Raw genomic sequence first — 25040 nt, forward strand, 5'->3', positions numbered from 1 at the left:
GGGTCAGCGCAGCGGGGCCGGGGTGAGGTCGGGCAGCGGGAGCGCGGGCAGCGACGGGCCGGTGGGCAGCTCGGTCAGCGGCAGCACGCCCGGGGTGAACGGGACCCGCCCGGGGACGACCTCCAGCGCGCCGACGTCGCCGTAGCGCTCGGCGTAGGCCAGCGCGCGGGCGATGTCGGTGACCCCGTTGGTGTTGGTCGGCAGCATCAGGCTCGACAGCAGCCCGAACGCACGGCCGCGCGCGTCGAGGTAGCCCGAGCCCGAGTCGCCCGGGACCCCCGGCGGCGTGGTGGAGACGACGTGGGTGCGCGGCCCCTCCGGCTGCCCGAGGCTCAGCCCCTGCTTGTACGGCGTCGCCACGAGCTGGTTGGGCTGGTAGCTGTAGACCTTCTCCCCCTGTTCGGTGCCGTCGGTGTCGAGCCCGGTCGGGCCGCCGAAGCCGGGGACCGTGGGGTCGGCGACGGCGACGGCCGCCGGGTCGAGGCGGATCAGCGACAGGTCGTTGTAGAGGCACAGCTGCGGGTCGCTCTCCCCGCGGTCCTGCATGACCGCCCAGGAGTTGTAGGCGACCCGTCCGGTGTAGTTCCTGCCGTCGCGGCCGCGGATGCCGACCTCGATGCCCTCCGGCATGACCGGCTCGCTGCAGCCGTCCACCGAGGACATCGCGTCCTCGCCCGCCATGCAGTGCGCGGCCGCGCCCAGGTAGAGCGCCCCGGCGGGCGCTGCCTGGTGCTCGGCGCCGTCGGCCCCGTCCCGGTGTCCGTCCTGCGCGGCGGCCGGGGTGTAGAGGAAGTTGGCGGTGCACAGCTCGGCCCCGCCGGTGACCGGGGTGGCGATCTGCACGCCCGGGCCGATCGCGCCCGCCTGCGCCGCCGGGGCGGACGGCGCGGCCACCGCGGTGCCCGCGGCGGCGGGCGCGGTCAGCGCGACGGTGACCGCGAGGCCGGCCGCGGCGGCGATCCCGGCGATGCGCCGCCGCGAGGGGCGGTGGGAGAACTGCGACGACATGACGCTCCTCGGCTCGTGGTCCGCCACGGATCTCAGCCGAACCGGCCACCCTGCGGGTACGGCGCGCCCGGCGGACTCCCCGGTCGGGGACCGATCCGACCCGACCGGGTGACGTGATCACCGCGAGCGTCCCGCAGCGTCCGCGACTAGCGTCGCCGCACGTGAGCACCGACGCCGATCCCGAGGGACGGATCCTCCTGCTGCGCCACGGCGAGACCGAGTGGTCGCGCACCGGCAAGCACACCGGCCGCACCGACGTCCCGCTGACCGACCAGGGCCGGGTCGCCGCCCGCCGGGTGCGCACCGCGCTGGCCCTGGTCCGCCACGACGCCCCTCCCGCCCGGGTCCTCTGCTCCCCGCGCTCGCGCGCGCGGGACACCGCCGAGCTGGCCGGGCTGCGGGTGGACGCGGTCGACGACCGGCTCGTCGAGTGGGACTACGGCGACAACGAGGGCCGGACCACGCCGCAGATCCGCGAGTCCCTACCGGGCTGGACGATCTGGGACGGACCGTGGCCCGGCGGTGAGACCCCCGACGACGTCGCGGCCCGCGCCGACGCCGTGCTCGCCGACGCACGCGCCCTGCTCGGCGACGGCGATGTCGTGCTCGTGGGGCACGGCCACTTCTCGCGGGTGCTGACGGCGCGCTGGATCGGGTTGCCCACGAGTGGCGGGGTGCACTTCCGCATGGACCCGGCCGGGGTCAGCGTGCTGGGGTTCGAGCGCGGGGTCCCCCGCCTCGACCACGTCAACCAGCGCCCCACCCCAACGGAGGACCAGTGAGCGTCCGGACGGCCACCCCCGACGACGTGCCGGTGATGGTCCGGCTTGTGCACGAGCTGGCCGACTACGAGAAGGCCGCGGACGAGTGCGGGCTGACCGAGGAGCAGCTGCACGCCGCGCTGTTCGGCCCCGACCCGTCGGCCGGGGCCCTGGTCGCCACCGGCGACGACGGCGCGGTCGTCGGCACGGCCATCTGGTTCCGGACCTTCTCCACCTGGGAGGGCGTCGCCGGGATCCACCTGGAGGACCTCTACGTGACCCCCGCCGCCCGCGGCGGCGGGCACGGCGCGGCCCTGCTCGCCGAGCTGGCCGCCGAGGTGGCCCGGCGCGGCTGGAAGCGCCTGGAGTGGAACGTGCTGGACTGGAACACCCCGGCCATCGGCTTCTACCGCTCCGTCGGCGCGGTGCCGAACGAGGGATGGACCACCTACCGGCTCACCGGCGACCCGCTCGTCGCGCTGGCCGGGCGGGCCGGACGCTAGTCCTCGGGGTACTCGTCGCCCATCGACCAGCGGCGGGACTGCTCGCTGATCAGCATCAGGAACGTGAACAGCACGAACAGGCCGCAGACGATGCCCCACACCAGCTGCCGGCTGGGGCCCAGCGCGTAGTAGATGACCGGGAACAGCAGGAGTTGCACGACGATCGCCGGCGTGCGGCAGCCGTGCACCCCGCGGACCAGCCCGTAGCCGACACCGGCCACGGCGGCCGCCATGAGCACGAAGATCCCAGCCTCGGCGAGCCCGTAGTAGAGGCGTGCGCCACCGGCCTCCAGGGCGCGCACGCCGAGCACGACCGCGAGGACGGCGCCGACGAGCCCCTGCGCCGCGACGAGCACCCCCGCCACCCGCACGTTCTCCGGCGGTCGCTCCCGCGTCGCGGGGCGGGCGTCACGGTCATCGGCCACCTCGCGAGGATAGGCCGCCCGGCGTGACGGCCACCGCCGGGCGGCCGACGGACCGCCCGGTGCGCGGTCGATACAGTCGGCCCGTGCGCGCGCTGCTCGTGGTCAACCCTCAGGCCACGTCCACCACCGCCGCCGGCCGGGACGTGCTGACCAAGGCCCTGGCCAGCGAGCTGAAGCTCGACGTCCTGCAGACCCGCTACCGGGGCCACGCGGCGGAGGCGACCGCGGCGGCCGTGGCGGACGGCGTCGAGCTCGTCGTGGCGCTCGGGGGCGACGGCACGGTCAACGAGGTCGTCAACGGGCTCCTGGCCGCGCAGACCGGCTCGGGCAGCGGCGCCCCGCGGCCGGACCCGGACGCCACGGCGATGCTCGCGGTGGTCCCCGGTGGCTCGGCGAACGTCTTCGCCCGCGCCCTGGACATGCCGCGCGACCCGGTCGAGGCGACCGGGCACGTGCTGACCGCGCTGGCCCAGCGACGACGACGGCTGGTCGGCCTGGGCTGGGCCGACGACCGCTGGTTCACCTTCAACGCCGGCATGGGCTGGGACGCCGAGGTCGTGGCCGCGGTGGAGCGCGCCCGCGCGCAGGGCCACGAGGCCAGCCCCGGCCGCTACGCGCTGACCGCGATCGCCCAGTACCTCGCGCAGCTGCGCCGGCCGCCGTCGATGACGGTGGAGCTGCCCGACGCGGCGCCGCTGACCGGGGTGCGGCTGGCGTTCGTCTCCAACACCGACCCGTGGACCTTCCTGTCCGGCCGCGCGGTGCGGACCAACCCCCGCTCGTCGTTCGGCAGCGGGCTGGGGCTGTTCGCCCTCACCGGGCTGAGCCCGCGGACGATCGCCTCGACCCTGCGCCAGATCCTGGCCGCCGACGGCGACCCGCACGGGCGGCACATCGTCCGGCACGACGCGGTCGGCCGGGTGCGGATCACTTCGGAACAGCCCCTCGCGCTCCAGCTCGACGGCGACCACCTCGGAATGCGCACCGACGTGGAATTCCTGAGCGTGCCCGGAGCGTTACGCGTCGTCGTGTGAGACGGACGGTTCGTCGCTCATCGTGCGGGCGCTCTCACACGCTGGAGTGAGCTACCCCGCCATTCACCGATGTGAGCGGACCGTCGGTCCCGTTGGGGCTTATACCAGGCCAAACCCGTGATCCAAGGTGGTCCTACGCAAGCGAGGCCACGAGCAGCGCCGCTCGTGGAGGTTCCGTCCCACCGGGCCGGGCCCCTCACTCAGAGGGTGTCCGGGTCGACACCGTTTTCGGGTGGCCGATTCCGCGTGGGACAGGGACACTGGATCGTGGAACCGGCCCAGGGCGGCTCGAAGTCCCGGGCACAGGTCTGTCTGCGTGCGTTCCCTATGAGGGCGCTCACGTATCCCGCGAGCAGTTCCCCATTGAGGACCGTGGTGGCTCGTGAAAGTATTCACAAGCTGCGAAACATGCACGTAACATCAGCGCACAGACGATCGGCGCGACCCCGATCGCGCACCAGAGGAGAAAGTGATCATGGACTGGCGTCACGACGCGATCTGCCGCGACGAGGACCCGGAGCTGTTCTTCCCGGTCGGCACCAGCGGCCCCGCCCTGATGCAGATCGCGGAGGCCAAGAGCGTGTGCCGGCGTTGCCCGGTCACCGAGTCGTGCCTGCAGTGGGCCCTCGAGTCCGGTCAGGACGCGGGTGTCTGGGGCGGCATGAGCGAGGACGAGCGGCGCGCCCTGAAGCGGCGCAGCACCCGTCCGCGCGCTCGCACCGCGTAGGCAGCCGCCTCCGGGCACTCGCCCGGACCACGGCAGGAACAGCTGTCCCGGGAACAGTCGCTTCGCGCGCCTCGGGCAGTAGCTCCGAGAAGTAGAAGAAGTAGCTCCCCGACCTCGGGCCCGTAGCCGGACGCCACCGGCCACGGGCCCGAGGTGCGTTCGGGGTGATCTGCCACCCCGGTGTGACGGTCGACCACGGTACCGGCGCGACCACGGCACCGGGATCAACGGTCACGGGACGAGCGTATCCGGTGCCCTCCGGGCCCTCTCCCACGCCCCGGGTCACCGGGAGTGACCGGGATCGGTCGTCCGCCGCACCGCAGCGACCGCCCGGGGACGACGGGCGGCGGAACCGTTGCCCCGCCGCCCTCCCATCCCCTGTCCTCAGGAGCCGCCGAGCGGCACCCGGACCACGGCCACCGTGCCGCCGCCCTCCCGGGCCCGCACCTCGATCGTCGCCTCCAGCTCGGAGGTCAGCAGGGTCCGCACGATCTGCAGCCCCAGCCCCTTGGACTTCTCGAAGTCGAAGTCGGCCGGCATCCCGTGGCCGTCGTCGGCCACCGACACCTCCAGCCGGCTCGCCGAGCGCACCGGGCTGACGACCACCTCCCCCGCCGTACCGGGGTCGTAGGCGTGCGCCAGCGCGTTGTGCGTCAGCTCGGCCAGGACCAGCACCAGCGGGGTCGCCTTCGCCGCGGGCAGCGCCCCGAAACCGGGGTCGACGCGTACCCGGGCACGGGACTCGGTCGTCGCGCCGTCGCGGATGGCGGGCAGCACCTTCGGCAGCAGCTCGTCGAGCTCGACGACCTCGGCGACGGAGTAGGCCAGGGCCTCGTGCACGTGCGCGATGGAGGTGACCCGGCGGACCGACTCCTCCAGCGCGCGACCGGCTTCCGGGTGCTCGCTGCGCCGGGCCTGCATCCGCAGCAGCGCCGCGACCGTCTGCAGGTTGTTCTTCACCCGGTGGTGGATCTCGCGGATGGTGGCGTCCTTGCTCATCAACGCCGCGTCCCGGCGGCGCAGGTCGGTCACGTCCCGGACCAGCACCAGTGCGCCCGCCGCGTCGCCGCGGGGGCGCAGCGGCAGTGCGCGCACGAGCATCGTCGCCCGACGGCCCTTGATCTCCATCCGGGTGGACGGGACGCCGTCGAGTGCCTCGTTGATCCGGCCCGCGACGTCCTTCGCGTCGAACGGGTCCAGCACCAGCGCCTTGGTGACCGTCGCGAGGTCGGCCCCGGCGACGTCGCTGGCGTGGCCCATGCGGTGGTACGCCGACAGCGCGTTCGGGCTGGCGTAGGCCACGTTGCCGTGCACGTCGAGGCGGACCAGGCCGTCCCCCGCGCGCGGGCTGCCCTCGGCCGAGCCGGGCGGACCCGACTGCGGCGGGAACGTCCCGTCCACGATCATCTGGCACAGGTCCGAGGCGCTGCCGAGGTAGGCGATCTCCAGCGGGCTCGGGACGCGCGGGGTGGACAGGTTGGTGTCGCGGGACAGCACCGCCACCGTGCGGCCCTTGAACCGCACCGGGATGGTCTCCCGCCGCACCGGCACCTCCAGGTGCCAGCGCGGGTCGTCGTCGCGGCAGATCCGGCCCTCCAGCACCGCCCGGCGCAGCTGGCCGACCTCCACCGGCACCGCCCGGCGTCCGACGACGTCGTCCGGGTGGGCGGTCGGCGCGGTGGTGGGCCGGGCCTGGGCGACGCACAGGAACTGCGCGGTCGCCGCCCGGGAGGCACCGCCGGTCCCCGCGTGGAGGTCGTCCAGCGGCACCCACAGCAGGAAGTCGGCGAAGGACATGTCGGCCAACAACTGCCACTCACCGACCACGCGCTGGAGGTGATCGGCGGTCTCGCCGTCCATCGTCGTGTGCTCGGCGAGCAGCTCGCTCAGCGTGGTCACGATCGCCCATCCCATCACATGCGAGAATCGCCCCTACCAAGCTCCCGCGGCACCGCCGCGGAACCGTGACCCGGACGGGAAGGAGGGTCGAGATGTCCAAGCGTGCACGCAAGCGCCGTGACCGCGCCAAGAAGGGCGCCAACCACGGCAAGAAGCCGAACTGCTGAGCTCGGCGACACCGACGCGAGAGGGCGGGCACCCCGGTGGGAGTGCCCGCCCTCTCGCGTCGGTGGCGGGTCGGCCGCCGGAGCGGCGGTGCCGGTCAGCCGCTGCGGTACTCGGTGCGCTGGTGCGACACGGAGACGCTGGTGCCCTCCGGGCCGCTCTCCACGGTCACCTGGGCCTGCTCGAGCACCGCGGAGCGGATCTGGGACCGCAGCCGGTCCTTGAGCCCGGCCGGGGCCGCCTCACCACCGCACTTGCGGGCCAGCAGCGCCTTCAGCTTCTCGTCGATGCCGTACTCGGCCAGGCAGGGCCCGCACTCGTCCAGGTGCTGCTGGAGCAGGCGTCGCCGCTCCTGGTCGCACTCGTGGTCGAGGAACAGCCACACCTCCGCCAGCACCTCGCTGCACCCGGTGTTCGCGGGCGGGTCCTGGATCATGGGGTTGCGCTCGAGCGGTGCGCCCGAGCCCTCGGCGGCGCTCACGATGCCGTCACCTCCCGGTCCCCGGTCGCGCCGGCGCCCCCGTCGCGGACGAAGCCGCGCTCACGGGCGACGTCGGTCAGCATGTCGCGCAGCTGGCGCCGGCCACGGTGCAGCCGCGACATCACGGTGCCGATCGGGGTGCCCATGATCTCGGCGATCTCCTTGTAGGCGAACCCCTCGACGTCGGCGAGGTAGACCGCCATGCGGAAGTCCTCCGGAAGGCCCTGCAGGGCCTCCTTGACGTCGCTGTCGGGCAGCGCGTCGAGCGCCTCCACCTCGGCCGAGCGCAGACCGGTCGAGCTGTGCTCACCGGCCTGGGCCAGCTGGTAGTCGGTGATCTCGTCGGTCGGCGACTGCAGGGGCTGACGCTGCCGCTTCCGGTACCCGTTGATGTAGGTGTTGGTCAGGATCCGGTACAGCCACGCCTTGAGGTTGGTGCCGCGGCGGAACGACCCGAACGCCGAGTACGCCTTCAGGAACGTCTCCTGCACCAGGTCCTCGGCGTCGGCCGGGTTCCGGGTCATGCGCAGCGCCGCACCGTAGAGCTGGTCGAGCAGCGGCATCGCGTCGCGCTCGAAGCGGGCCGTGCGGTCGGAGACGCTCTCGTCCTCGGGCGCGCGGTTGCCGTCCTCGTCGGCCACGCCGACCATGGCGGCGAGCTCCGCGGGATCGGTCCCTGCCGCACCCGTCTCCGGCTGGTCCGGCTCATCCGGCTGTACTGACAAAGGTTCCCTCTCCAGTGACACGAGTCGCGCGCCGGTGCGGGTCACCGGCACGACGGACGCGTCGGAGGGTACGCGCCCCGGCCGCTCGCGGCCGTCCGGCGGCGCGGCCCCGGGCCTCTCCATCACTGATGTCGTCACCCCCGCAACAACGGTGCGGCGCCGGACGGCATTCCCGTAGGTTCTCCGTCACCCCCCGGGTCGGGACCCCGGGACGAGGACGGGAGGACACCGACGATGGCGGGCAGGGGCACCCCGGCGACGGCGCTGCTGAGCAAGCGTGGGGTGGCGCACGAGCTGCACACCTACACCCACCACGACGGCGCGGGCTACGGCGAGGAGGCCGCCGCCGTCATGGGGCAGGACCCGCGACGGGTGTTCAAGACCCTCGTCGCACTCGTCGACGGGACCATGACGGTCGGGATCGTGCCGGTGTCGGCCCAGCTGGACCTCAAGGCGCTGGCCGCCGCCGCGGGCGGGAAGAAGGCCGTCATGGCCGACGTCGCCGACGCCGAGCGGACCACCGGCTACGTCGCGGGCGGCATCTCCCCGCTGGGCCAGCGTCGGCGGCTGCCGACGGTCCTCGACGTCTCCGCGGAGGAGCACCCGACGGTGTTCTGCTCCGGGGGCAGGCGCGGCCTGGAGATCGAGCTCGCCCCGGCGGACCTGGTGGCACTCACCGGCGCCGTCGTCTCACCGATCGCGACCGGCTGACCGCAGGGGTCACACGGACGGGTCCGATCCGGGCTCCGCGCCAGTAGGGTCGGTCACCGACGGCCCCGGACCGCCGTCGGCACCGTCGAGACGAGCAACGGGGAGCACGCGTGGACCGACCGGAATGGGCGCCCGACGAGGTGGACATGACCAGCCCGAGCGTCGCCCGGGTCTACGACTACTACCTGGGCGGGTCGCACAACTTCGAGGTCGACCGTGCCTTCGCCGACCGGGTGCTCGACGCGCTGCCCGAGATGGCGGCCGTCGCGCAGGCCAACCGGGCGTTCCTGCGCCGGGCCGTGCACCACCTGTGCGCGCGGGGGATCCGCCAGTTCCTCGACCTCGGCTCGGGCATCCCGACCGTCGGCAACGTGCACGAGGTCGCGGCGACCGCCTGCGACGACGCCCGGGTGCTCTACGTCGACAACGACCCGATCGCCGTCGCGCACAGCCGTGCGCTGCTCGACGACGACCCGTCGACGGCCGTCCTCGCCGCCGACCTGACCGACCCGCGACGGGTCCTCGACGACCCCCTGACCCGCAGCCACCTCGACCTGACGCAGCCGGTGGCGGTGCTGCTCGTCTCGGTGCTGCACTTCGTCCCGGACGAGGCCGACCCGGCCGGGATCATCGCCGCCTACGCCGCCGCGACCGTCCCCGGCAGCCACGTGGTCGTCAGCCACGCGAGTGACGAGGGGGGCCTCTCCGGTGCGAGTCAGGCCCAGAACCTCTACAACAGGGACACGTCCCCGAACCGGATGCGGATGCGCGACACCGAGGAGCTCACGGCGCTGTTGGCCGGCCTGGAGCTGGTGGAACCCGGAGTCGTGCGGATCCCGCTCTGGCGTCCGGAGACCCCGGTGGGCCCCGAGGCGCAGCGCTACCCCGGCCTGGCCGCCGTCGCCCGTCACACCGGGCCGCCCGGCGACTGACAGTGGGAGGGAGAGCCGTCATGGCGAAACCCGTCCCCGTCCTGCCCGACGACGGGGGCCCGGGGCCCTCGGCGCTGGCCGACGCCTGGGTCGCCGCGATCGAGGCCCGCAGCTTCGTCTCCGCCGCCCGCGCCGACCTGCACGCGGTGCTGTCCGGCGCGGCCTGGTGGTTCACCGCCGTCGTCGAGGGGCGGGCCGAGGAGACGATGGCCGAGGAGGTCGGCGCCGAGCTGGTCGCCGCGCACCTCACCGACCCGGCCGCCCTGCGCTGCTCGATCGACGTGCTGTCCGAGCACTTCGCCGAGCACACCCTCGACCCGGAGCGGTTCCGCCGCTGGAGCAGGGCGGTCGGGGCGCTGTCGACGGGGTACGCCCGGATGCTGCGCGACCGCACCCGGCTGGAGCAGGAGCGGATCAGCTCGGCCGCGTTCGCCGCACGCGCCGCCGCGGAGGACGCCCGCTGGCGCTCCGAGGCGCGCTACGGCGTGGTGTTCGAGAGCTCCGTGATCGGCATCGGCGTCGCCGACACCGAGGGCCAGATCCTGGAGGCCAACCGCACGCTGACCCAGATGCTCGGCCACCGGCCCGGTGGGCTCGTGGGCCGTTCGGTGTTCGAGTTCATCCATCCCGAGGACACCCCCGAGATGTGGCCGCAGATCGAGTCCATGCTCGCCGGGCGGATCGGGCACGTCCGGATGGAGAAGGCCTACTTCCGGGTCGACGGCGACCAGGTGTGGACCGAGCTGACCGTCTCGCTGGTCCGCTCCCCCGACGGCGAGCCCCGCTACCTCATCGCGATGGTCTCCGACGTCACCGAGCGCCGCCGCCTGCAGTCACGGCTGCGTCACCAGGCCGAGCACGACCCGCTCACCGGGCTGCCGAACCGCTCGCTGTTCTTCACCCGGCTCGAGACCGCGCTCGCCGGGCCGTACGGCTCCCCCGCCCCGGTCGGGGTCTGCTATCTCGACCTCGACGGCTTCAAGGCCGTCAACGACACCCTCGGCCACGACGCGGGTGACCAGCTCCTGCGCACCGTCGCGCACCGCCTCGACGCCGAGCTCCGCCCGGCAGGGCACACCGTCGCCCGGATGGGCGGCGACGAGTTCGTGGTGCTCGTGGAGCAGTGCACCGGCGTCGAGCAGCTGGCCGAGGTCGCCGACCGGGCGCTGGCCGTCGTCCGGCGGCCGGTGCACGTGCGCGGCCGCGAGGTGGTGGTGTCGGCCAGCATCGGGGTCGTCGCCCGCCCGTTCCGCGACGCCGCGGGCACCGCCACCGGCGAGGACGTCGCCGGTGCCGCGGGCGCCGCCGAGCTCATGCAGGCCGCGGACACCACCATGTACTGGGCCAAGCGCGACGGCCGGGACCGCATCGCGGTCTTCGACCCGGCCCGGCACGCCAACGACGTGCACCTGTTCGAGCTGGCCGGCCGGATGCCGGGTGCGCTGGAGCGCGGCGAGTTCCACCTGGAGTACCAGCCGCTGGTCGCGCTCGACGACGGCGCCGTCGTCGGGGTGGAGGCGCTGGCCCGCTGGCGCACCGCCGACGGCGAGCGGCTCGGCCCGGACGTGTTCATCCCGCTGGCCGAGCAGACCGGCCTGATCGTCCCGCTGGGGCTGCACCTGCTGGAGCAGGCCTGCACCGACGCCCGGTCCTGGGTGGACTCGGGCGCCGACGCGGGGCTGGTGCTCAGCGTGAACGTGGCGGGCCAGCAGCTGCGCAGGCCCGACGCCGTCCTCCGCATCGCCGACGTGCTGGAGCGGACCGGGTGGCCCGCCTCGTCGCTGCAGCTGGAGCTGACCGAGAGCGACCTCATGTCCGCCGCCGGGCGCCCGGTGCAGGCGTTGGAGGAGCTGTCGCGGCTCGGGGTGCGCATCGCCATCGACGACTTCGGCACCGGCTACTCGAACCTGGTCTACCTGCACCGGCTGCCGGTGGACGTGCTCAAGCTGGCCGGGTCGTTCGTCACCGGCCGGGGTGGCGCCTGCCCCGGCGAGGAGGGCCCGGACGACCCGGGCCCCGGCGACGTCGACAGCCCGGTCATCCTCTCGGCGATGATCGAGCTGGCGCACACCCTCGGGCTGACCGTCGTCGCGGAGTCGGTCGAGACCGGCTGGCAGGCCCGCAGGCTGCACGACCTGGGATGCGACATCGGCCAGGGCTGGCACCTGGGGTCGCCACGCCCCGCGGCCGAGCTCGCCGCGCTGCTGGCCGGGGCCCGCTAGGACGGCGGGCCCGGGGCCAGACGCTGCCGCACGTCGTCGACGATCCGGTCGGCGCCCAGCACGCCGATCCCCACCATCCAGGTCTCGTCCTCGACCTCGTGCACCCGGCCGGCGCGGACGGCGGCGGCGGTGCCCCACAACCTGCTCACCGCACCCCGGGCACCGGCCGACGGGTCACCGGCCCGGTCGGTGAAGAACACGACATCGCCGTCGATCTCCGAGGCCATCTCCGGTCCGACCTGCAGCATCGAGTACTCGTTCCAGGCACGGTCGCCCAGTTCGAAGCCCATCGCGGTCAACACGGACCCGGAGAAGCTCCTCGGCCCGTAGAGCCGGAACGACTCCGGCTGGAACCGCACGATCGACGCCGTCCGACCGGGCGCGCCGACCTCCCTGCCCACCTGCTCGGCGCGCAGCCGCCACCCCTCGAGCAGCTCCTCCATCTCGCCGGTGCGCTGCACCGCGGCAGCGGTGACCCGGGCCTGTTCGGTCCAGTCGGTGCCGCTGCCGACCGAGAACACGGTCGGGGCGATCCGCGCGAGTTGCGCGTGGAGCGGGGTGTGCCGCGTGGCCGAGCCGATGATCAGGTCGGGCCGCAACGACGCGACCGCCTCGAGGTCGGGATCGTTGATCGCTCCGGTCGGTCGGGTGCCCGTCAGGCGGTCGGCCAGGTACGGCGGGAACCCGGCCCCGACCGACGACTCACTCGCCCCGACCGGGACGATCCCGAGCGCGACCAGCGCGTCCAGGTGCGGGGAGTCCAGCACCACGACGCGCGACGGCCGCGCCGGCAGCCGCGTCTCGCCCATCGCGTGGGTGACCGTGTAGCCGCCTCCCCCGGACGGGGCCGGCTCGGGCGCCGCGGCGCACCCGGCCACCACGAGCAGCAGCGCGGACAGGACCGCGGCGGCCGCCGACGCTCTCAAGGATCGGATCTTCGACACGGAGGGAACATACCGGGCACATAAGGGTAGGCATACCTTTTCTACCGGCTTCTACCGGGCGAGCTGCTCCGCCGCCCATCCGGCGACGACCTCGCGCAGCCGGTCGTGCTGCTTCTTCAGACCGTGGTCGCCGTCGAGCAGCACCACCCGCCGGTCGGGCCCGTCGGCCGGGACGCCGAACCGGTCGCTGCGGCCCTGCACCACGAGCACCGGCACCCCGGCCCCGTCGAGTTCCGGGGCCCGGGTCCGCTCCGGGCGGCCGGGCGGGTGCAGTGGGAAGGCCAGGCACAGCACCGCGGCGGCACCGGCCGTCGTCGCCGTGCGGCAGGCGACGCGCGCACCGGAGCTGCGGCCGCCGACGACCAGCGGCCCGTCGTGGCCGGGCCGCACCGCCGCGACGACGGCGAGCCACGCCTCGTCGAGGTGCCCGGCCGGGGCGGGGGCCCGCCGGCCCGCGACCCGGTAGGGCTGCTCGACCAGGCCGACGTCGAACCCGGCGGCGGTGGCCGCCGCGGTCGCGGTGACCAGGTCGGGGGCGTCGACACCGCCGCCGGCGCCGTGCCCGAGCAGCAGCAGGCCGCGCGGTTGCTCCGCCCGGTGCAGGGTGACCCGGGCCGGTCCGCGCGGGGTGTCGACCTCGCGCGCCCCGGTCACGACAGCAGGTCGAGCTGGATCGGCTCGGTCACCTGGTCGTCGGGGATCCGGTCGAGCAGCTCGGGAGCGTTGTTGCGGACGTTGTTGACCTGCGGCGACACCGGCCGGATCTCGAGGGTGGACACCAGCTCGGGGGTCGGCGGGACGAGCAGCCGGGTGACCCGGTCGTCGCCGGTGTCGCGGTCCGGGTCGAGCCAGTCCGACCAGTCGTCGGGGCGCAGCACGAGCGGCATCCGGTCGTGCACCTGGGCGAGCGGGCCGACCGCCTCGGTGGTGAGCACGCAGGCGGTGACCAGGCCGTCCGGGTACTTCTCGGCGAGCTCGCCGCCGCTGGGACGCCAGTACTCCCACAGGCCGGCCATCGCCATCGTGGCGTCGTCGGCGTAGTGGGTGAAGTACGGCTGCTTGGTCGGCTTGCCGGTCCCGCCCTGGCTCTTCGGGACGGCGTCGTGGCGCTGCCACTCGTACCAGCCGTCCATCGGGAACAGGCAGCGCCGCGACGCGGCCGCACGGCGGAACGCGGGCTTCTCGGTGATCGTCTCCGACCGGGCGTTCACCATCCGCGCACCCGCCGACGGGTCCTTCGCCCAGAACGGCACCAGGCCCCAGCGGACGGTCCGCAGCGACCGCTCGGTGACGTCCCGGTCGGGTTCGCCGCTCTCGTCGCGGGGGTGGCGTTCGACCACCACGGTGATGTCCTTGGTCGGCGCCACGTTGTAGTCCGGACGCTGCGAGGACTCCTGCGTCGCGTCGACGGCGTGGAACTCGTCGGCCAGGTCCGCGGGGGCCTTGGTGGAGGCGTAACGGCCGCACATGCATCCCATGCTCCCATGTGGGGAAGGATGGGGGCGTGAGCTACTGGACCGCCCCCACGCCCGGGTCGCCGGTGACCGGCACCGTGACCGTCCCCGGGTCGAAGTCGGTGACCAACCGTGCGCTGCTGCTCGCCGGGCTGTCCGGCGGCGGGGTCCGGGTCGACGGTGCGCCGCCCACCCGCGACACCGCGCTGATGACCGGCGCGCTCACCGCGCTGGGCGTCCCGGTCGTCACCGAGGGCGACACGGTGCGGATCGGCGCGCACGGCGGCCTGCGTGGCGGCACGGCTGCGTTCCCGGCGGAGGTCGACTGCGGGCTGGCCGGAACGGTCATGCGGTTCGTCCCGCCGGCCGCGGCGACGGCGTCGGGCGCGGTCCGCTTCGACGGCGACCCGCGCGCCCGGGAGCGCCCGATGGGCACCGTGCTGGGCGCCCTGCGCCAGCTCGGAGCGACGGTGTCCTTCGACGGCGCCGCCGACGCGCTGCCGTTCGTCCTGGACGGGGGCCCGGTCCGGGGTGGCGAGGTCACGATCGACGCGTCGGCGTCGTCGCAGTTCGTGTCCGGGCTGCTGCTGTCCGGGGCGCTGTTCGAGCGCGGGGTGACCGTCCGCCACGACGGGAAGCCGCTGCCCTCGCTGCCGCACATCGCCATGACGGTGGAGATGCTCCGCACCGCCGGGGTGGTCGTCGACGACGGCGAGCCGAACAGCTGGCGGGTCGAGCCCGGGCCGGTCGCGGCGCGGGACTGGACGGTCGAGCCCGACCTGTCGAACGCCGCGGTGTTCCTCGCCGCGGCCGTCGTGACCGGCGGGCGGGTCACCGTGCGCGGCTGGCCCGCCGAGACCACCCAGCCCGGCGTCGACGTGCTGCCGGTGCTGGAGCAGTTCGGCGCGACCGTGTCGCACACCGCCGAGGGGCTGACCGTGACCGGCCCGGACCGGCTCGGCGGCGTCGACGTCGACCTGCACGACGCGGGCGAGCTCGCACCCACCGTCGCGGCGATCGCCGCGCTCGCCTCGGGCACCTCGCGGCTGCGCGGGATCGGGCACCTGCGCGGGCACGAGACCGACCGGCTCGCCGCGCTCGCCACCGAGATCACCGCGCTCGGCGGCGCCGTCACCGAGACCGACGACGGGCTGGTCATCGAACCGAAGCCGCTGACCGGGCGCGCCGACCGGCCCTGGGGCGCCTACGCCGACCACCGGATGGCGACCGCGGGCGCGATCATCGGTCTGGTCGTGCCGGGCGTCGAGATCGACGACGTCGCCAGCACCGACAAGACCATCCCGGACTTCCCCGGCCGGTGGGCGGCGCTGGTCGGGAACTGACGTGCCCCGCGACATCAGCAGGCTCGACGAGTCCGACGTCCGCGTCCGCCCGGGACGGCGCGGCAGCCGTCCGCGCAGCAAGCGCCGCCCCGCGCACGCCGACGCGACCCGCGCGATGGTCACCGCCGTCGACCGGGGCCGCTGGACCTGCGCGGTCGACGCCGACCCGAGCCTCCCCCAGGTCGTCGCCATGCGGGCCCGCGAGCTGGGCCGGACGCCGGTCGTCGTCGGGGACCGGGTGGACCTCGTCGGGGACCTGTCCGGCGAGCCGGACACCCTCGCGCGGATCGTGCGGGTCGCCGAGCGCGAGACCGTGCTGCGCCGCACCGCCGACGACACCGACCCCTACGAGCGGATCGTCGTCGCGAACGCGCAGCGGCTGATCGTGGTCACCGCCGTCGCCGACCCGGTGCCGCGCAGCGGGTTCGTCGACCGCTGCCTGGTCGCGGCGTTCGCCGGCGGGCTGCAGCCGGTGCTGTGCCTCACCAAGTCCGACCTCGCCGACCCCGAGCCGTTCGCCGCGCAGTACCGCGAGCTCGGGGTGCCGGTGCTGGTGACCGGACGTTCGGAGTCCGGGCCGCCGACCGGGCTGGACGCGCTGCGCGCGGAGCTGTCCGGGCGGCTGTGCGCGCTCGTCGGACACTCAGGGGTCGGCAAGTCCACGCTGGTCAACGCGATCGTCCCGGCCGCGACCCAGGCCATCGGGCGGGTGTCGGGCGTCGGCAAGGGCCGGCACACGACCACCGCGGCCCTGGCGTTCCCGCACGCCGACGGCTGGGTCGTCGACACCCCGGGGGTCCGGTCGTTCGGGCTCGCGCACGTCAGCGCGGACGACGTCGTCGCCGCGTTCGGCGACCTCGCCGAGGCCATCGAGGACTGCCCGCGCGGCTGCGGGCACCTCGGGCCGCCCGCCGACCCGGAGTGTGCACTGGACGACCTGGTCGCCTCCGGCGCACTCGGAGGAGGCAGACTCGACGCGTTGCGCCGCGTGCTGGTGGCGCTGGCGAGCGACAGGTTCTGACGGTCCTGACAGTTCCGACGATCACGACGACGGCCGGGGAGCGGGTAGTGCCGGGACGGCGCGCGATGACGCTGCTGCTGTGCGGGGCGGTGCTGGTACCCGGGCTGTCCGGGTGCTCGTGGCCCGGCTCGTCGGGCGCCACCCCGCCGCCCGCGGTCGCGCCGGCGGCGCTGCCGAAGTACTACGACCCGGCCCCGCTGGTCGCCGACGTGCGGGCCCGCACCCGGCTCGACGGCGGCTCGACGCTGTCGGTGGCGGGCACCCTGACCCACGACGGCACGACCGTCCCGGTGACCGGCGACGGCGCCCTGCGGGTCGACGGGGCCGGGGACGCCCCCGCGGTGCGGCTGCTGCTGCGTTCGGGGCCGTCGGGCACGGTCGCACGGAGCACCGAGATCATCCGGATCGGCGGCCGCACCTGGCTGCGCCCCGGCGACGGCGGCTGGGGCGAGGCCGGACGGGTCCCGCTGCCGCCGGAGCAGATGGCGCACGCGACGCTCGCCGCGAACGTCGCCGCCGGGGTCGACCCGCTGGGGGCGGTGGCCCGCTACCCGGACGCGGTGCTCGTCGCCGACGCCGCCGACGACGCCGTCGACGGCACCCCGGCCGTGCACTACACGCTGGTCGTCGACCTGGTGCGGGCCGTGGCGACCGAGACCGACCCGGCGCGCCGGGGGGCGCTGCAGGCCCAGCAGCGGGCCGGGCTGACCCGGCTGAGCTCGGAGATCTGGGTCGACGCCGAACGCAGGCCGCTGCGCAGCCGGGTCCGCCAGCAGCTGCCCGACGGCGCGGCCCTCGATGTCCTCGTCCGCTACGACGGCTGGGGCGCCCCGATCACCATCGAGCCACCCGTCCGCGGCTGAGGGCCCCGGCCCTCCGGGTGCCGCTGCGGCGCGACGACGGGCCGTGGCTGCCTCCGATCCGGGCTACGGTGCGGTGCATGAGCGAGCGGGTCCGGACCACCGTGGACGACGGCGTCGCCGAGGTGCGGTTCACCCGGCCGGAGCGCCGCAACGCCCTCGACGTCGCCCAGTTCACCGCGATCGTGCACGCCGCGGACGCGCTGCGCGACCGCGCGGACGTCAGCGTCGTGGTGCTGTCGGCGCAGGGGCCGGACTTCTGCGCGGGTCTGGACCGCGACATGTTCCGCGCGATGCGCGCCGGCGAACGGCTCTCGGCCACCGCCGAGCTGCCCCCGCCGCGCGACGGCTCCCCGGCCCGCGCGACCGGGCAGCGCGCCGCGTACGCCTGGACCGAACTGGACGTGCCGGTGATCGCCGCCGTGCAGGGGCACGCGCTGGGCGGCGGACTGCAGATCGCGCTCGGCGCGGACCTGCGGATCGTCGCCCCCACCGCGACGCTGTCGGTGCTGGAGATCGTCTGGGGCCTGGTGCCCGACATGGGCGGCACGCTGCTGCTGCCGCAGCTGGTCGGGCGCGACGTCGCCCGCGACCTGACCTTCACCGGGCGCACGGTGTCCGGCACCGAGGCCGTCGCGCTGGGGCTCGCGACCCGCACCGCCGAGGACCCGCGGGCCGCCGCGCTGGCGACCGCGCGGCAGATCGCCGCCCGCAACCCGCACGCGGTCCGCGCGGCGAAGCGGCTGCTCACGACGCCCCGTCCGCCCGCCGAGCAGCTCGCCGCCGAGCAGGCCGAGATCGGTGCGCTGATCGCGAGCCCGAACCAGCGCGAGGCCGTCGCCGCGCGGCTGGAGGGCCGCGACCCGGTGTTCCACGACCCCGCGCCGGGGGCCGGAGCGGGCTGAGGGCCCGTCGGGGCTCAGCCCAGCTCGACCAGGAACGGCAGCTCGGTGCCGTCGTACCAGGCCAGCTCGTGGTCCTCGGCCTCGCCGACGAGGAACTCGGCGTCCATGTCGCCCAGGTCGGCCTTGTCGACCGCACCGGCCGCCTCCCGGACGGCGTGCTCGGCCTCCGGCAGGTCGACGTGCACGGCGGCGATCTTCGACAGCGGCACCGGGCCGGTCACCCGGACCGCGCCGTCGTCGAGGTCGGGGCGCAGGGTGACGTCGTCGGTGTCGGCGGACACCACGACCCGGCGGGCGGGGGTGTCGTTCTCGCCCAGGCCGAACTCGACCGCGAGCAGCCGCAGCGACGCCCGCGCTGCCTCGTTCATCGCGGCGTACTCGAGCTCCTCGTCGTCACCCGCGGTGTAGGACTCGCGCAGCTTCGGGGTGAGCGCGAAGGCGGTGCCGCCGAGCGGCTCGAAGTTCCCGGTCTTCACGGCGCGGGCCAGCATCGGCCAGGTTGCGGGGAGGTAGATCCTCAACGGTGTTCTCCTCTGACGGGGCTCACCCCGACTGTCGCAGTGTCTCGAGGAGCTCCTCGAGCGACTCGTCCACCATCCCGGCCAGCACGTCCAGGTCGCCCATGGCGTCCCGGTCCCCGTTCAGGCCGTAGTAGACACCGCCGTCGTAGCTGGTCAGGCCGATGGAGACGGCCTGGCCCTTCGCCAGCGGGACCACCGGGAACATCTCCAGCATCCGCGCCCCGGCCGCGTAGAGCGGGAACTGCGGCCCGGGGACGTTGGTGACGACCAGGTTGAAGAAGTGCCGTGCCATGCCGTTCGCGGCGCGGGCACCGACGGCGTGCAGCGTCGGCGGGGCGAACCCGCCGATCCGGACCAGGGTGTCGGCACCGACGGCGTCGCCGGTGTCGGTGTGCTCGCGCATCTGGTGGGTGACCTGGTGCAGCCGCACCAGCGGGCTCGGCTCGCCGACGGGCAGGTCCACCAGGAACGAGGCCACCCGGTTCCCGAGCGACCCGCCGGCCGCCGAGCTGGGCACGTCGCCCTCGCCGCGCACCGACAACGGCACCAGCGCCCGCACCGACGACGACCCGGCGACCGGCTCGCCGCGTGACATCAGCCAGGTCCGCAGGGCACCGGCGATCACGGCGAGCACCACGTCGTTGACGTCGCAGCCGTAGGCGGCGCGGACCTTGCGGTAGTCCTCCAGGTCGGTGCGGGCAAGCGCGAACCGGCGCTGGGTGGAGATCTCGGCGTTCAGTGGCAGCCCCGGCGCGCGACGACCCGCGGTCCGGGCCATGTTCAGGACCTTGCCCGCGGCCCCGGCGAGCTTGCCGACGGTGGCCAGCGCGTCCCCCGCGGCGACCCGCACGTTGTCCACGATCTCGGTGGGGCGGGTGACGGCCTCGGAGATCGCGTCGAGCACGAGCTGCCCGTCGGTCGGCTCGGGGCGCGGCATCCACAGCTCGTCCGGGGTGGCCCGCGGCTCGGCGGAGACGTCGAGGATGACCTGGCCGATGTCGATCGCGGAGATCCCGTCGACCATCGCCTGGTGGGTCTTGGTGAGGATCGCGACCCGGCCGGTGTCGCCGTCCCCGGCGGGGCCGAGCCCCTCGATGAGGTACATCTCCCACAGCGGACGGGTGTGGTCCAGCGGCCGGGACATCAGCCGTCCGACCAGGTCGGTCAGCTGGTCCTCGCTGCCCGGACGGGGCAGCGCCGAGCGCCGCACGTGGTAGGCGATGTCGAACTCCGGGTCGTCCACCCACACCGGACGCGCGAGGTTGGCCGGGACGTGGCGCACCTTCTGCCGGTAGCGCGGCACCAGCGCGATCCGCTGCTCGATCAGCTCGACCAGGCGGTCGTAGTCGAACCCGTCGTCCGCGCGCTCGAAGACGGCGACCCCGCCGACGTGCATCGGGGTGGTCGCCTCCTCCAGGTACAGGAAGGACGCGTCGAGTGCGGAGAGCCGGGACGGCATGGCCGCGATCCTACGTGCGACGCTTCTCCCCGTGAGCGATGCAGGTGCGGTCTCCCCGAAGGACCGGTTCATCACGGTCTACGGCCGCAAGCCCGTCCTGGAGGCGCTGGCCGACCCCGACCTGGAGGTCGACAAGGTCGTGCTGGCCGACACGGTGCGCGGTGGCGGCGAACGCGAGATCACCGCGGCCGCCCGAGACCGCGGGGTGCCGGTGCAGCGTGCGACCGCGCAGCGGGTGAAGGTGCTGGCCGGCAACGGGCGCCACGACCAGGGCGTGCTGGCCGACGTCGTCGCCCCGCGGATGTCGCCGCTGGAGCACTTCCTGTCCGACCTGGGCACCCGGCGGCCGGCGTCGGTGCTGGTCCTCGACGCCGTCACCAACCCGTCGAACGTCGGGATGATCCTGCGCAGCGCGACGGCCGCCGGTCTGGACGGCGTACTCCTGCCCCGCCGCGGGGTGCCCGCCATCGACCCACTGGTGATCAAGGCCTCGGCCGGGGTGGCGTTCGCCGCGCCCGTGCTGCGCTGTGCCACCGCCGCCGAGGGCGTCGACCTCATGCACGCGGCCGGGTTCGGCGTGTTCGGGCTCGACGCCGGCGGCGACTCGCTGCTGGAGGCGTCGCTCCCGCCCCGGGTCGCCCTGGTGCTGGGCAACGAGACCGACGGCCTGACCGAGGACGTCCGCTCCCGGCTCGACGGGATCCTCTCGCTGCCGATGTACGGCGGGGTCGAGTCGCTCAACGTCGCCTCCGCCGGTGCCGTCGCCGCCTACGAACTGCTGCGCCGACGCTGAGCGGTCACCTAGTGTCGGGGCGATGGTGCGCCGTCGCATTCCCCGCCCGTCCGAGCTCGCGCCGCTGCTGCGGCCCGCCCCGTTCACCCTGGACCGCACGGCGGCCCGGCTGGCTCGCGCGTCGAGCATCGGGGACCTGCGCGAGCTGGCCCGCCGGCGGGCGCCGCGGGCGGTGTTCGACTACACCGACGGGGCCGCCGAGGACGAGGTGAGCCTGCGCCGGGCCCGCGAGGTGTGGGCCTCGGTGGAGTTCTCGCCGACCGTGCTCACCGACGTCTCCCGGGTGGACACCGGCCGGGACGTCCTCGGCGGACGCTCGTCGCTGCCGTTCGCGCTGGCCCCGACCGGCTTCACCCGCATGATGCACACCGAGGGCGAGCGCGCGGTCGCCGCCGTCGCCGCCCGGGCCGGGATCCCCTACGCCCTCTCGACCATGGGCTCCACGACGATCGAGGGCGTCGCCGAGGCGGGGCGCGGCGGGCGGCACTGGTTCCAGCTCTACCTGTGGCGCGACCGCTCGGTCGCCCACGAGCTCGTCTCCCGGGCACGGGAGGCCGGCTACGACACGCTGCTGCTCACCGTGGACACCCCGGTCGGCGGCAACCGGCGCCGCGACGCGCGCAACGGCCTGTCCATCCCACCGGCGCTGTCGCTGCGGACCTTCGTCGACGGCGCCCGCCACCCCCGCTGGTGGTTCGACCTGCTCACCACCGAACCGCTGACGTTCGAGTCGCTCGCCGCGGGCGGCGGCAGCCCGTACGAGGTGATCAACCGGGTGTTCGACCCGGCCCTCACCCTCGACGACGTCACGTGGCTGCGCGGCGCCTGGCCCGGGAAGCTGGTGGTCAAGGGCGTCCAGTCGGTCACCGACGCCCGCCGCGTCACCGACGCGGGCGCCGACGGCGTGCTGCTGTCCAACCACGGCGGACGCCAGCTGGACCGCGCCCCGGTGCCCGCCGAGCTGATCGAGCCGGTGGTGCAGGAGCTGGGCGACGACGCGGAGGTCCTGGTGGACACCGGGATCACCCACGGCGGCGACGTCGTCGCGGCGGTCGCGCTCGGCGCCCGCGCGGCGCTGGTCGGCCGCGCTTACCTGTACGGGCTGATGGCCGGGGGCGAGGCCGGGGTGGCGCGCGCCGTGGAGATCCTGCGGGCCGAGGTGGAGCGCACGATGCAGCTGCTCGGCGTCACCCGGGTCGACGACCTCCGCCCGGAGCACGCACGGCTCCGCTCGTCGACCAGCGGCCACCATCACCCGAACGAGCGACGTCCCGGCGCTGCGCCCCGGCGCTGACCGGGCCAGCATGGGCGCATGGGTTTCCTGGACAAGGCCAAGGAACTGCTCGGCCAGCACGACGACAAGGTCGACCAGGCGCTGAACAAGGCCGGTGACGCGGCGAAGCAGAAGTACGCCGGTCACGACGGCCAGATCGACGCGGCGACGAAGTTCGCCCGGGAGAAGACCGGCACCGGCGACACCACCGCCCAGCAGCCGGGCCCGGACGGGCAGGCCCCGCCGCCGCCCGCGCCGGGTGAGGCCCCGCCGCCGCCTCCGCAGCAGTAAGCCTTCGCAGCAGTAGGCAGAGCACGACCGACCCGGCCGACCGCCGGGCCGCCCACGAGGCGCCGTCCGCTCACCGCGGGCGGCGCCTCCGCACGTCACGCCCCCCCCCGGCCCGGTCCCCGGCGGCTCAGCCCCGGGCGGGGACCCCGAGCAGGACCTCCAGCTCGCCGAGGGTGGTCTCGGCGCCGGTGTGCCGCACCCCGACCGCCCCGGCCGCGGCGGCGCCGCGCACACACGCCCCCATGTCGTCGACGACGACGCAGTCCCCCGCGGGCAGGCCCAGCTCCGCCGCGACGGCGGCGAAGGAGTCGGGACTCGGCTTGCGGGCGCCGCGGACCGCGCCGAGGAGCACCGTGCCGAACGCCGCGGCGACCTCGTCGGGCACCGCGTGCGCGCCGGAGAACAGCGCGGTGCGGATTCCCGCGGCCGCGGCGCGACGGGCGTAGGCGAGCAGCAGGGCGCCGTCGGCGGGGTCGTCGAGGACACCGCCGTAGTCGACGATCAGGCCGCGCAGGGTCCGGGTGTCCGCCACGCGACCGACGGTACCGAGTGTCGCGGCCGCCCGGGGCCCTCGCTCAGCACTGCCGCCTCGCCGCTCGACCGCCGCGGCTCAGTGCTGCCGCCTCGCCGCTCGACCGCCGCGGCTCAGTGCTGCCGCCTCGCCGCTCGACCGCCGCGGCTCAGTGCTGCCGCCTCGCCGCTCGACCGCCGCGGCTCAGTGCTGCCGCCTCGCCGCTCGACCGCCGCGGCTCAGTGCTGCCGCCTCGCCGCTCGACCGCCGCGGCTCAGTGCTGCCGCCTCGCCGCTCGACCGCCGCGGCTCAGTCCAGCGCGCGGCGCAGGAAACCGCGGATCCCCAGCAGGGTGAACAGCACGATCGCCGCCACCGGGACGAGCACGCACACCCACAGCGGGATGTGCGGGACCTGCGGCACCAGCGACGCGCGGATCCCCTCACTGACGTAGGTCAGCGGGTTGAGCGCCGACAGCACCTGGAACCAGCGCAGGTCCGCCAGTGTGAGCCACGGGTACTGCACCGAGCCGGTGAACAGCAGCGGCGTGAAGATCACCGCGAACAGGATGTTGATCCGCCGCGGCGGCACCGCGGTGCCGAGCGTGAGCCCCATCGCCGCACCGAGCAGGCTCCCCAGCACCACCATCAGCAGCGCGGGCGCCAGCCCCTCGACCGGCCACCGGATGTCGATCATCAGGAAGCCGATGGGCACCATCAGCAGGCTGGCGATCAGGCCGCGCAGCCCCGCGAAGACGACCTTCTCGACGGCGACGGCCCACACCGGCATCGGCGCGAGCAGCCGGTCGTCGATCTCCCGGGTCCAGGACAGCTCGAACACCAGCGGCAGCGTCACCGCCTGCAAGGCGCCGAACATCGCGTTCAGCGCGATCAGACCCGGCAGCATGATCTGCCCGTACTCGGGCGCGACGAAGCCGCCGCGGCCGAGTACCACGACGAACACCAGCAGGAAGAAGAACGGCTGCACCAGCGTCTGGGCGAGGAACGACGGCAGCTCCCGGCCGGTGACGAACAGGTCGCGGCGCAGCACCGCCAGGAAGGCGCGCCCGGTCATCGGAGGTCCCTCCCGGTCAGGTCGATGAACACGTCCTCCAGCGTCGCCTGCCCCAGGCTGACGTCGCGCACCGTGGCGCCGTGCCGCCCGAGCAGGTCGACGGCCGGTGCGAGCAACGCCGCCGGCTCTCCGGTGACCGACAGCCGGAACGCCGTCGCGGTGCCGCTCTCCCCCGGGCCGCGGCCCGGCGGGGTCTCGGCGCGGGCGACACCGCCCAGCCCGGCCAACGCCGCCCGCAGCGTCTCCGCCGCACCGGGGCCGTGGTCGGCGACGATCTCCACCGTCGCGCTCCCCGGCAGCGACCGGACCAGCGCGTCCGGGGTGTCCAGGGCGAGCAGCCTGCCGTGGTCGACGATCCCGATCCGGTCCGACAGCTTGTGCGCCTCGTCCATGTCGTGGGTGGTCAGCACGACGGTCACGCCCTCGTCGCGCAGGCCACCGATCTGGTCGTGGACGAACAGCCGGGCCTGCGGGTCCAGGCCGGTGGAAGGCTCGTCGAGGAACAGCACCTCCGGCCGGTGCATGAGCCCGCGGGCGATCATGACGCGTTGGGCCTGACCGCCGGAGAGGTCGTCGGCGACCGCCTTCGCCTTGTCGGTCAGCCCCATCCGCTCCAGCAGCTCGTCGGCGCGGCGGTTGCGCTCGGCCCGACCGACACCGTGGTAGGCGGCGTGGAAGATCAGGTTGTCGCGGACGCCGAGGGACCGGTCCAGGTTCTGGCGCTGCGGGACGACGGCCAGCTTCGCGCAGACGGCGACGGCGTCGGTGCGCACGTCGAGACCGGCGACCCGGGCCGTGCCCGAGGTCGGCACCACGCGGGTCGTGAGCACGCCGACGGTCGTGGTCTTCCCCGCGCCGTTGGGGCCGAGCAGCCCGAACACCTCGCCCTCGGCCACCGAGAACGACAGGCCGTCGACGGCGTTGCCCTTCGCCTTCGGATACCGCTTCACCAGGTCGACCACCTCGACCGCGGTCCGCCCCATCGCACTCCCCTGCCG

General features: G+C 74.7%; 28 protein-coding genes. 15 read left to right on the forward strand and 13 right to left on the reverse strand.

Annotated elements, in window-relative coordinates; translation table 11 throughout:
* Positions 1-3 precede the first annotated feature (3 nt).
* The gene (locus tag Ae331Ps2_RS05000; protein WP_075310390.1) at positions 4-1008 is read right to left on the reverse strand and encodes a hypothetical protein; all 1005 of its coding nucleotides are present in this window, start codon (positions 1006-1008) and stop codon (positions 4-6) included.
* 161 nt (positions 1009-1169) lie between these two features.
* Here Ae331Ps2_RS05000 and Ae331Ps2_RS05005 point away from each other — a divergent pair, with 161 nt between their 5' ends.
* Together Ae331Ps2_RS05005 and Ae331Ps2_RS05010 are read left to right on the forward strand one after the other, a co-directional pair.
* Positions 1170-1790, forward strand: a complete 621-nt coding sequence (locus tag Ae331Ps2_RS05005; RefSeq protein WP_075310388.1) for a histidine phosphatase family protein — start codon at positions 1170-1172, stop codon at positions 1788-1790.
* Positions 1787-2272, forward strand: coding sequence for a GNAT family N-acetyltransferase (locus tag Ae331Ps2_RS05010; RefSeq protein WP_020623032.1), 486 nt, complete (start codon positions 1787-1789; stop codon positions 2270-2272). The genes Ae331Ps2_RS05005 and Ae331Ps2_RS05010 overlap by 4 nt, the downstream gene beginning before the upstream one ends.
* On the opposite strand, the gene Ae331Ps2_RS05015 is transcribed toward Ae331Ps2_RS05010, so the two are convergent.
* Entirely contained in the window at positions 2269-2697 is a 429-nt protein-coding gene (locus Ae331Ps2_RS05015; protein WP_060710703.1) for a hypothetical protein, read from the reverse strand. The two genes, Ae331Ps2_RS05010 and Ae331Ps2_RS05015, sit on opposite strands and share 4 nt — an antisense overlap.
* 83 nt (positions 2698-2780) lie before the next feature.
* On the opposite strand from Ae331Ps2_RS05015, the gene Ae331Ps2_RS05020 reads away from it, so the two are divergent.
* Both Ae331Ps2_RS05020 and Ae331Ps2_RS05025 read left to right on the forward strand, forming a co-directional pair.
* On the forward strand, positions 2781-3731 hold the full coding sequence (locus tag Ae331Ps2_RS05020) for a diacylglycerol kinase family protein (protein ID WP_020623034.1): 951 nt from the start codon (positions 2781-2783) through the stop codon (positions 3729-3731).
* A gap of 475 nt (positions 3732-4206) precedes the next feature.
* Complete coding sequence (locus Ae331Ps2_RS05025; RefSeq protein ID WP_043277332.1) at positions 4207-4458, forward strand: WhiB family transcriptional regulator; 252 nt, start codon at positions 4207-4209, stop codon at positions 4456-4458.
* A 384-nt stretch (positions 4459-4842) separates the two neighbouring features.
* Here the strand turns inward: Ae331Ps2_RS05025 and Ae331Ps2_RS05030 are convergent, their stop codons facing one another.
* The gene (locus Ae331Ps2_RS05030) at positions 4843-6357 is read right to left on the reverse strand and encodes a sensor histidine kinase (protein ID WP_075312834.1); all 1515 of its coding nucleotides are present in this window, start codon (positions 6355-6357) and stop codon (positions 4843-4845) included.
* A 92-nt stretch (positions 6358-6449) separates the two neighbouring features.
* Here Ae331Ps2_RS05030 and Ae331Ps2_RS34145 point away from each other — a divergent pair, with 92 nt between their 5' ends.
* Positions 6450-6524: a 50S ribosomal protein bL37 gene (locus Ae331Ps2_RS34145; protein ID WP_369804880.1), complete on the forward strand. Its 75-nt coding sequence runs from the start codon at positions 6450-6452 to the stop codon at positions 6522-6524.
* A 95-nt stretch (positions 6525-6619) separates the two neighbouring features.
* Here the strand turns inward: Ae331Ps2_RS34145 and rsrA are convergent, their stop codons facing one another.
* On the reverse strand, positions 6620-6958 hold the full coding sequence (rsrA, locus tag Ae331Ps2_RS05035; protein WP_043277336.1) for a mycothiol system anti-sigma-R factor: 339 nt from the start codon (positions 6956-6958) through the stop codon (positions 6620-6622).
* Between the two features lie 41 nt (positions 6959-6999).
* Positions 7000-7644, reverse strand: a complete 645-nt coding sequence (locus Ae331Ps2_RS05040) for a sigma-70 family RNA polymerase sigma factor (protein WP_254849651.1) — start codon at positions 7642-7644, stop codon at positions 7000-7002.
* Positions 7645-7962: 318 nt separating this feature from the next.
* Between Ae331Ps2_RS05040 and ybaK the strand changes: the two genes are divergently transcribed.
* The 3 genes from ybaK (at position 7963) to Ae331Ps2_RS05055 (ending at position 11593) form a co-directional block, all read left to right on the forward strand.
* Positions 7963-8439 (forward strand): Cys-tRNA(Pro) deacylase, encoded by a 477-nt coding sequence (ybaK, locus tag Ae331Ps2_RS05045; RefSeq protein ID WP_075310386.1) that lies wholly within the window; start codon positions 7963-7965, stop codon positions 8437-8439.
* A 110-nt stretch (positions 8440-8549) separates the two neighbouring features.
* Positions 8550-9371: an SAM-dependent methyltransferase gene (locus tag Ae331Ps2_RS05050; RefSeq protein ID WP_075310384.1), complete on the forward strand. Its 822-nt coding sequence runs from the start codon at positions 8550-8552 to the stop codon at positions 9369-9371.
* A gap of 20 nt (positions 9372-9391) precedes the next feature.
* Positions 9392-11593, forward strand: coding sequence for a bifunctional diguanylate cyclase/phosphodiesterase (locus tag Ae331Ps2_RS05055; RefSeq protein WP_075310382.1), 2202 nt, complete (start codon positions 9392-9394; stop codon positions 11591-11593).
* Here Ae331Ps2_RS05055 and Ae331Ps2_RS05060 read toward each other — a convergent pair.
* The 3 genes from Ae331Ps2_RS05060 to Ae331Ps2_RS05070 are packed head-to-tail and all read right to left on the reverse strand — an operon-like array spanning position 11590 to position 14006.
* Complete coding sequence (locus tag Ae331Ps2_RS05060; RefSeq protein WP_212567599.1) at positions 11590-12537, reverse strand: ABC transporter substrate-binding protein; 948 nt, start codon at positions 12535-12537, stop codon at positions 11590-11592. The two genes, Ae331Ps2_RS05055 and Ae331Ps2_RS05060, sit on opposite strands and share 4 nt — an antisense overlap.
* Before the next feature lie 51 nt (positions 12538-12588).
* A complete protein-coding gene (locus Ae331Ps2_RS05065) occupies positions 12589-13191 on the reverse strand; it encodes an alpha/beta family hydrolase (RefSeq protein ID WP_075310380.1) in 603 nt (200 codons plus the stop codon).
* Positions 13188-14006: an SOS response-associated peptidase gene (locus Ae331Ps2_RS05070; RefSeq protein WP_075310378.1), complete on the reverse strand. Its 819-nt coding sequence runs from the start codon at positions 14004-14006 to the stop codon at positions 13188-13190. Before Ae331Ps2_RS05070 ends, Ae331Ps2_RS05065 begins: the two co-directional genes overlap by 4 nt.
* Before the next feature lie 35 nt (positions 14007-14041).
* Here Ae331Ps2_RS05070 and aroA point away from each other — a divergent pair, with 35 nt between their 5' ends.
* The 4 genes from aroA (at position 14042) to Ae331Ps2_RS05090 (ending at position 18120) form a co-directional block, all read left to right on the forward strand.
* Positions 14042-15334 carry a 3-phosphoshikimate 1-carboxyvinyltransferase gene (gene aroA, locus Ae331Ps2_RS05075; protein WP_020622719.1) on the forward strand — a complete coding sequence of 431 codons (1293 nt, stop codon included), beginning with the start codon at positions 14042-14044 and terminating at the stop codon, positions 15332-15334.
* Position 15335: 1 nt separating this feature from the next.
* A complete protein-coding gene (gene rsgA, locus Ae331Ps2_RS05080) occupies positions 15336-16355 on the forward strand; it encodes a ribosome small subunit-dependent GTPase A (protein ID WP_020622720.1) in 1020 nt (339 codons plus the stop codon).
* Positions 16356-16420: 65 nt separating this feature from the next.
* On the forward strand, positions 16421-17218 hold the full coding sequence (locus tag Ae331Ps2_RS05085) for a hypothetical protein (protein WP_075310376.1): 798 nt from the start codon (positions 16421-16423) through the stop codon (positions 17216-17218).
* A 77-nt stretch (positions 17219-17295) separates the two neighbouring features.
* The gene (locus Ae331Ps2_RS05090) at positions 17296-18120 is read left to right on the forward strand and encodes a crotonase/enoyl-CoA hydratase family protein (protein WP_075310374.1); all 825 of its coding nucleotides are present in this window, start codon (positions 17296-17298) and stop codon (positions 18118-18120) included.
* Positions 18121-18134: 14 nt separating this feature from the next.
* Here Ae331Ps2_RS05090 and Ae331Ps2_RS05095 read toward each other — a convergent pair whose 3' ends face one another.
* A complete protein-coding gene (locus Ae331Ps2_RS05095) occupies positions 18135-18641 on the reverse strand; it encodes a hypothetical protein (RefSeq protein WP_043276975.1) in 507 nt (168 codons plus the stop codon).
* Positions 18642-18663: 22 nt separating this feature from the next.
* On the reverse strand, positions 18664-20100 hold the full coding sequence (locus tag Ae331Ps2_RS05100) for a wax ester/triacylglycerol synthase family O-acyltransferase (RefSeq protein ID WP_020622724.1): 1437 nt from the start codon (positions 20098-20100) through the stop codon (positions 18664-18666).
* Between Ae331Ps2_RS05100 and Ae331Ps2_RS05105 the strand changes: the two genes are divergently transcribed.
* From Ae331Ps2_RS05105 to Ae331Ps2_RS05115, 3 genes are read left to right on the forward strand one after another with little or no spacing between them, the layout of a single operon-like run.
* Positions 20099-20893, forward strand: a complete 795-nt coding sequence (locus Ae331Ps2_RS05105) for an RNA methyltransferase (RefSeq protein ID WP_075310372.1) — start codon at positions 20099-20101, stop codon at positions 20891-20893. The genes Ae331Ps2_RS05100 and Ae331Ps2_RS05105 overlap by 2 nt on opposite strands.
* Before the next feature lie 22 nt (positions 20894-20915).
* Positions 20916-22187, forward strand: a complete 1272-nt coding sequence (locus Ae331Ps2_RS05110) for an alpha-hydroxy acid oxidase (RefSeq protein ID WP_075310370.1) — start codon at positions 20916-20918, stop codon at positions 22185-22187.
* Positions 22188-22205: 18 nt separating this feature from the next.
* Positions 22206-22457: an antitoxin gene (locus tag Ae331Ps2_RS05115; protein ID WP_020622727.1), complete on the forward strand. Its 252-nt coding sequence runs from the start codon at positions 22206-22208 to the stop codon at positions 22455-22457.
* Positions 22458-22584: 127 nt separating this feature from the next.
* On the opposite strand, the gene Ae331Ps2_RS05120 is transcribed toward Ae331Ps2_RS05115, so the two are convergent.
* From Ae331Ps2_RS05120 to Ae331Ps2_RS05130, 3 genes are all read right to left on the reverse strand, one after another.
* The gene (locus tag Ae331Ps2_RS05120) at positions 22585-22989 is read right to left on the reverse strand and encodes an HAD-IA family hydrolase (protein ID WP_020622728.1); all 405 of its coding nucleotides are present in this window, start codon (positions 22987-22989) and stop codon (positions 22585-22587) included.
* 288 nt (positions 22990-23277) lie between these two features.
* Positions 23278-24042 (reverse strand): ABC transporter permease, encoded by a 765-nt coding sequence (locus Ae331Ps2_RS05125; protein ID WP_020622729.1) that lies wholly within the window; start codon positions 24040-24042, stop codon positions 23278-23280.
* The gene (locus Ae331Ps2_RS05130; protein WP_075310368.1) at positions 24039-25025 is read right to left on the reverse strand and encodes an ABC transporter ATP-binding protein; all 987 of its coding nucleotides are present in this window, start codon (positions 25023-25025) and stop codon (positions 24039-24041) included. The genes Ae331Ps2_RS05125 and Ae331Ps2_RS05130 overlap by 4 nt, the downstream gene beginning before the upstream one ends.
* Between the last annotated feature and the right edge of the window lie 15 nt (positions 25026-25040).

Source organism: Pseudonocardia sp. Ae331_Ps2 (assembly GCF_001932405.1).
Lineage (GTDB): Bacteria > Actinomycetota > Actinomycetes > Mycobacteriales > Pseudonocardiaceae > Pseudonocardia.